The organism is Pantoea sp. ME81 (assembly GCF_903970985.1).
GTDB classification, from domain to species: Bacteria; Pseudomonadota; Gammaproteobacteria; order Enterobacterales; family Enterobacteriaceae; genus Pantoea; species Pantoea communis.
The window spans coordinates 1-6,515 of the sequence record NZ_CAJCKS010000227.1 but is presented as its reverse complement, the minus strand read 5'-3'; the positions used below and the strand labels follow the sequence as shown (position 1 = coordinate 6,515).

Below are 6,515 nucleotides of genomic sequence, written 5' to 3'. Positions count from 1 at the left end.
ATCGCGTTTGCGCCCGTTTCATTGATGGCTGGGGCAAAGCGCGAAGACAACACAGCAACGGCGCGAAGGATGGAGGCGAAGAGGAGTTTCCATGGAAACTGATCAAGCTTTTCTGTCCTTTCATGGCATCAGTAAAACCTTTCCGGGCGTGAAAGCGCTGCAGGATATCTCATTCCAGTGCCGCGCCGGGGAAGTGCACGCGCTGATGGGCGAAAACGGCGCGGGAAAGTCCACGCTGTTAAAGATTCTCAGCGGCAGTTATCAGCCGACTGAAGGTGAGATTCGCATCAAAGGTGAAGTGAAAAGCTTCAACAACACCGTAGATGCGCTGGATGCGGGCGTGGCGATCATCTATCAGGAACTGCATCTGGTGCCGGAGATGAGCGTGGCGGAGAACATCTATCTCGGCCAGTTGCCGCACAAACGTGGGTTGGTGAATCGCAAACTGCTGCGCTACGAAGCGGATTTGCAGCTGAAAAATCTCGGCATGGATATCGATCCTGATATGCCGCTGAAATATCTGTCGCTCGGCCAGTGGCAGATGGTGGAGATCGCCAAAGCGCTGGCGCGTAATGCGCGCATCATCGCCTTTGACGAGCCGACCAGTTCACTTTCAGCGCGTGAAATCGAGCATCTGTTCCGCGTCATTCGTCAGCTGCGCGATCAGGGCCGTACGGTGCTGTATGTGTCGCACCGTATGGAGGAGATCTTTGCCCTGAGCGATGCCATCACCGTGTTCAAAGATGGTCGCTATGTGCGCACTTTCACTGATATGCCGAATACGCATCATGACGACCTGGTGCAGGCGATGGTCGGTCGTAACCTTGGCGATATCTACGGCTATGCGCCGCGCGCCTTGGGTGAAGTGCGTTTGCAGCTTGACCAGGTGGAAGCCAAAGGCGTGCGCATGCCGATTTCGCTCACGGTACGAGCCGGTGAAATCGTCGGCCTGTTTGGGCTGGTGGGGGCGGGGCGCAGCGAATTGATGAAAGGGCTGTTTGGTGCCACCAAACTGCGCGGCGGCAGCGTGTCGCTGGATGGCAAAAAGCTCAACATCCGTCAGCCGATCGATGCGATCCGCGCGGGCATCATGCTGTGCCCGGAAGATCGTAAATCCGAAGGGATTATTCCGGTGCACTCGGTGCGCGACAACATCAATATCAGCGCACGCCGCCACAATCTCACGGCGGGGTGTCTGATTAAACCCGACTGGGAGGCGAAAAACGCCGATCTTCACATCCGCTCATTGAATATCAAAACGCCAGGGCCGCAGCAGCTGATCATGAACCTGTCAGGGGGCAATCAGCAGAAGGCCATTCTGGGTCGCTGGTTGTCCGAAGAGATGAACGTGATTCTGCTGGATGAGCCAACGCGCGGTATTGATGTGGGTGCCAAGCATGAGATCTACAACCTGATATACCAACTGGCAAATAAAGGGATCGCGGTGCTGTTTGCCTCCAGCGATTTGCCCGAAGTGATGGGCCTGGCTGACCGCATCGTGGTGATGCGTGAAGGAGAAATTGCCGGAGAACTGCCACACGACGCGGCCACGGAGCAGCTGACGCTGAGCCTGGCGATGCCGAAAACCCCTCAAGCGGCCGCCGTGGCCTGATGTAAAGGAGAGCAACAATGGCTTCATCTACCACTTCCAACACGCCACCAGTGCAGCGTAACGGCCTGCAACTGGGGCGTATCTGGGATAACTTCGGCATGCTGGTGGTCTTCGCGCTGCTGTTTATCGTTTGCGCCATCTTCGTACCCAACTTTGGCACGTTCATCAATATGAAAGGGCTGGGGCTTGCCATGTCGATGTCCGGCATGGTGGCCTGCGGCATGCTGTTCTGCCTCGCGTCAGGCGATTTTGATCTTTCCGTCGCCTCGGTGATTGCCTGCGCAGGCGTGGTGACCGCCGTGGTGATCAACATGACGGAGAGTCTGTGGCTGGGCGTCGCGGCCGGTTTGATACTCGGCATGGTCACCGGATTCATCAACGGCTTCGTGATTGCCCGGCTGAAGATCAATGCGCTGATCACCACGCTGGCGACGATGCAGATTGTGCGTGGTCTGGCCTATATCTTCTCTGACGGTAAAGCGGTGGGCATCGAGGATGAACGCTTCTTCACCCTCGGTTATGCCAACTGGCTCGGCTTGCCAGCGCCAATCTGGCTGACCATCGCCACTATGATTGTGTTTGGTTTCGTGCTGAATAAAACCACCTTTGGCCGCAACACGCTGGCGATTGGCGGTAATGAAGAAGCGGCTCGTCTGGCCGGGGTGCCAGTGGTGCGTACCCGCATCATCATCTTCATTCTTTCGGGACTGGTTTCGGCGGCGGCGGGCATTATTCTGGCCTCACGCATGACCAGTGGTCAGCCGATGACTTCACTCGGTTATGAATTGATCGTGATTTCAGCCTGTGTGCTGGGCGGCGTTTCGTTGAAAGGCGGCATCGGTAAGATTTCGTATGTGGTGGCGGGCGTGCTGATTCTGGGTACGGTTGAGAATGCGATGAATTTATTGAATATCTCGCCGTTCTCACAGTATGTGGTGCGCGGTTTGATACTGTTAGCGGCGGTGATTTTTGACCGCTACAAACAGAAGAACAAAGCGGCCTGATTCCAGCCGTAAAAGATGAGGCAGGGCGGCCAAATGGTCGTCCTTCTGGCGCGCGGCACTGCGCATTTACAGGTTACCGTGAGGGCACTATGTACCATCGTGAACCCCCTAGTGAGCAGCAGAACCCGCTGCTACCCGGCTATCCCTTTAATGCCTGGCTTGTGGCGGGCTTAACGCCGATCAATGCCAACGATCAGCTGGACTTCTTTATCGACCGACCGCTCGGCATGAAGGGTTACATCCTTAATCTGACCATCAAAGGTCAGGGCCGCATTTTTGATGGCGAATCGGCGTTTGACTGCGAACCCGGTGACTTGCTGCTGTTCCAGCCTAAAACCCCGCACTACTATGGCCGTTCACCAGACAGCCCATGCTGGTTCCATCGCTGGGTCTATTTCCGTCCACGGGCTTACTGGACGGACTGGTTGCAGTGGCAGGATGAGAGCCAGGGCGTGGGGCGGTTACGCTTGCCGGAAGCGCAACGTGCCGAGTTTGATCGTCTGTTTGCCAGCATTGAACAAACCCACAACTCTGGCCGTCGCTTTGCCGAGGAACTGGCGATGAATCTGCTGGAGCGCCTTCTGTTGCGAGCGGTGGAAGAAGATCCACGCAGTCATCAGCAAATTCGCGATCCGCGCGTGATTGAAGCTTGCCAATACGTCACCAACCATTTGGCAAGCGAGGTGAAAATCGAGGAAGTGGCGCGGCATGTGTGTCTTTCCCCGTCACGACTGGCGCATCTGTTTCGCGAACAGATGGGGATCAATTTGCTGCGCTGGCGCGAAGATCAGCGCGTCATCCGCGCCAAACTGTTACTGCAAACCACGCAGGAGCCCATTGCTTCGGTCGGGCGCGAAGTGGGTTATGACGATCAGCTCTATTTCTCTCGCGTGTTCCGTAAACGGGTCGGCGTCAGCCCCAGTGATTTCCGGCGTCGCAGTCAGGATGCGCACGATGCCCTGGTGGCCCAGGAAAGCTGGCAACCGGCACGGAGTGCGATCTCCTGAGTTTTCAGGTGATTCCGCCTTGTTGTTACCGGCTGATTCGTCTTAAATCAGTCTGGTAACGAACAAGAGGAATGAGAATGAGCGATAAATTACGTGTCGGCCTGATTGGCTACGGTTTTGCCAGCAAAACCTTTCATGCTCCTTTGATCGTCGGAACGCCAGGCGTTGAATTGGCAGCCGTCTCCAGCAGCGATGCCAGCAAGGTGCATGCAGATTGGCCCTCGGTGCAGGTGGTCTCTGATCCACAAGCCCTGCTGGATGACCCGACACTGCAACTGATTGTGATACCGACGCCAAATGATACTCACTTCCCGTTAGCCAAAGCGGCGCTGAATGCCGGTAAACATGTGGTAGTGGATAAACCGTTCACCGTGACACTGTCACAAGCGCGTGAGCTGGATGCACTGGCCAAGGCCAAAGGGCTGCTGCTCTCCGTTTTCCACAATCGTCGTTGGGACAGTGACTTCCTGACGCTGAAAACCTTGCTGGCTGATGGCGCCTTAGGTGACGTGCGCTATCTTGAATCGCATTTTGACCGCTTCCGCCCTGAAGTTCGTCAGCGCTGGCGTGAAATGAAAGGCCCCGGCAGTGGTATCTGGTTCGATTTGGGACCGCATGTGCTGGATCAGGCGTTGCAATTATTTGGTCCGCCGGTGGCGATCAATGTGGATATGGCTGAACTGCGTCCGGGTGCACAAACTACCGATTATTTCCACGCAGTGCTGACCTATCCTACCCGTCGTGTGGTGCTGCACGCCAGCATGCTGGTGGCGGCAGAATCGGCGCGCTTCGTGGTGCACGGCACGCGGGGCAGTTACGTCAAATACGGCCTGGATCCGCAGGAAGATCGTCTGAAAGCGGGTGAACGTCCACCGCAGGAAGACTGGGGCTACGACATGCGCAACGGTACCCTGACGCTGGCAGAAGGCGATGTGATGGTGGAGAAAGAGCTGCTGACGCTGCCGGGTAACTATCCGGCTTACTATGCAGCAATTCGTGATGCGATTGCGGGCACCGGTGAGAACCCGGTACAGGCTGAAGAGGCGATTCAGGTGATGGAGCTGATTGAACTCGGGTTACAGTCCGCTGAGAAGCGCCAGACGATGTCGCTGAGGTGACTAAATGAAAGCGCACCCTGCGGGAACCGATGCCATCAAAAGCTCAGTTCACCCTGGTGCGGCTTGATTAAAAAGGTGCGCATCGCTGCGCACCTTTTTTACTTTAAGGCGCGTTATCCCGCCACGCGCTGACGCAGTGCCGCTTTCTCTGCATCACTGAGGAAGGCAATCGTCACACCATTTTCCTGCGCCTGGCGCATCTCTTCGGCGGTGAGTCCTGCCTGCGGCGCAGCGTGCTCATACTCATGCGCCAGCTCAATACCCTGAACTGCCGGATCATCGGTGTTGATGGTGGCGAGAATGCCGTGTTGCAGGAAGGCTTTGAGCGGATGAGTGGCCAGTGAAGCTACCGTGCTGGTCTGAATGTTCGAGGTCATGCAGGATTCGATACCAATGCGCTGCTCAGCCAGGAAATCCATCAGCGCGCGGTCTTCAATCGCTTTCACACCATGGCCAATACGCTCCGCGCCGAGTTCGCGAATCGCCTGCCAGATGCTTTCCGGGCCAGCAGCTTCACCGGCGTGCACGGTAATACGGAAACCAGCATCACGCGCGCGATTGAAGTGACTGAGGAACTCACTGCCCGGGAAGCCGAGCTCATCACCAGCCAGATCCACAGCAGTAATGCCATCGCGGTGTGCCAGCAAACCTTCCAGTTCGCGCAGGCAGGCCTCATCACCAAAGGTTCGGCTCATAATGCCGATCAGGTTCACATCCACGCCGTACTGTTTTACGCCAGCACGCACGCCATCAATTACGGCTTCCACCACACCGGCAATCGGCAGGTTATGCGTCATCGCCATGTATCCCGGTGAGAAACGCAGTTCTGCATAGTGAATACCGGCGCGTGCGGCATCTTCCACGTTTTCCAACGCAATGCGGCGGCAGGCATCCAAATCGCCCAACGCTTTCACGCCCCAATCCAGCTTCTGCAGGAAACTCACCAGGTCGGGTTCATTGGCCGTCACTTGCACATGCGGACGCAGATCGTCGAGCGAATTGGCTGGCAGTGCGAGATTAAACTGGCGACCTAAATCAAGAATGGTTTGTGCGCGGATGTTGCCATCAAGGTGGCGGTGGATGTCGGTCAGGGGGAGTTTCAGGTCAATCATGTCGCACTCGCTAAAGTTTCATAAAGTGCAGAGCATTATAAAAACATCTTGCGCAACAGCGCCAGTGATTTGCGCAAGTCGTGAAATGGATGCTGAATTAATCAGCATCCGAGCGCCTTTAATACGATTTTAAAGCCGCAATCAGGCGATCCAGCCCGTCATCCAGCTTGCTGCGTGGGCAACCCGCGTTGAGGCGCAGATAACCGCGGCTGGCATCACCGTAAGTCGAACCCGGCATGATCGCCACCTTGTACTGATGAATCAGCTGCTGTTGCAGTGCCTGCTCATCAATACCCAGCGGAGTAAGATCAATCCATGCCAGATAGGTGGCGGCAGGGGGCTGGCAGTTTAGAGCGGGAAACGCGGCATTCAGCCGTTGCGCGATGTGCTGCATATTCGCCTGCAAATAATCGCGCAGTGCATCCAGCCAGGCTGAACCTTCACGATACGCGGCAATGGTCGCCGCGACGGCCATCACCGCCGGTGACGATAGGCCGTCCTGTTGCTTCAGCGCGTGGAACCACGCCTGGCGATCGGCATCATGCGGAATAATGCCCCACGCGCCGGTCAACGCCGGAATGTTGAAACTCTTTGATGCCGACGTGAATAACGCCCAGGGAGATTGCGCCACCTGGCTCCACGGGGTGTGGTGTGCGTCGCCC

Annotated in this window: 6 protein-coding genes; 4 read left to right on the top strand and 2 right to left on the bottom strand. The window is 56.6% G+C overall.

Annotated elements, in window-relative coordinates; genetic code table 11:
* Positions 1 to 91 precede the first annotated feature (91 nt).
* From araG to H7A81_RS24735, 4 genes are all read left to right on the top strand, one after another.
* Positions 92 to 1,612, top strand: a complete 1,521-nt coding sequence (araG, locus tag H7A81_RS24750) for an L-arabinose ABC transporter ATP-binding protein AraG (protein WP_182059034.1) — start codon at positions 92 to 94, stop codon at positions 1,610 to 1,612.
* A 17-nt stretch (positions 1,613 to 1,629) separates the two neighbouring features.
* The gene (gene araH / locus H7A81_RS24745; protein WP_097117234.1) at positions 1,630 to 2,616 is read left to right on the top strand and encodes an L-arabinose ABC transporter permease AraH; all 987 of its coding nucleotides are present in this window, start codon (positions 1,630 to 1,632) and stop codon (positions 2,614 to 2,616) included.
* A gap of 89 nt (positions 2,617 to 2,705) precedes the next feature.
* Positions 2,706 to 3,623: an arabinose operon transcriptional regulator AraC gene (gene araC, locus H7A81_RS24740; RefSeq protein WP_034827384.1), complete on the top strand. Its 918-nt coding sequence runs from the start codon at positions 2,706 to 2,708 to the stop codon at positions 3,621 to 3,623.
* Between the two features lie 77 nt (positions 3,624 to 3,700).
* Positions 3,701 to 4,741 carry an oxidoreductase gene (locus H7A81_RS24735; RefSeq protein WP_182059033.1) on the top strand — a complete coding sequence of 347 codons (1,041 nt, stop codon included), beginning with the start codon at positions 3,701 to 3,703 and terminating at the stop codon, positions 4,739 to 4,741.
* 113 nt (positions 4,742 to 4,854) lie between these two features.
* On the opposite strand, the gene add is transcribed toward H7A81_RS24735, so the two are convergent.
* Entirely contained in the window at positions 4,855 to 5,853 is a 999-nt protein-coding gene (gene add, locus H7A81_RS24730) for an adenosine deaminase (RefSeq protein ID WP_182059032.1), read from the bottom strand.
* A gap of 118 nt (positions 5,854 to 5,971) precedes the next feature.
* On the bottom strand, positions 5,972 to 6,515 hold a 544-nt coding region (locus H7A81_RS24725), incomplete at its 5' end, for an aminotransferase class I/II-fold pyridoxal phosphate-dependent enzyme (protein ID WP_182059031.1).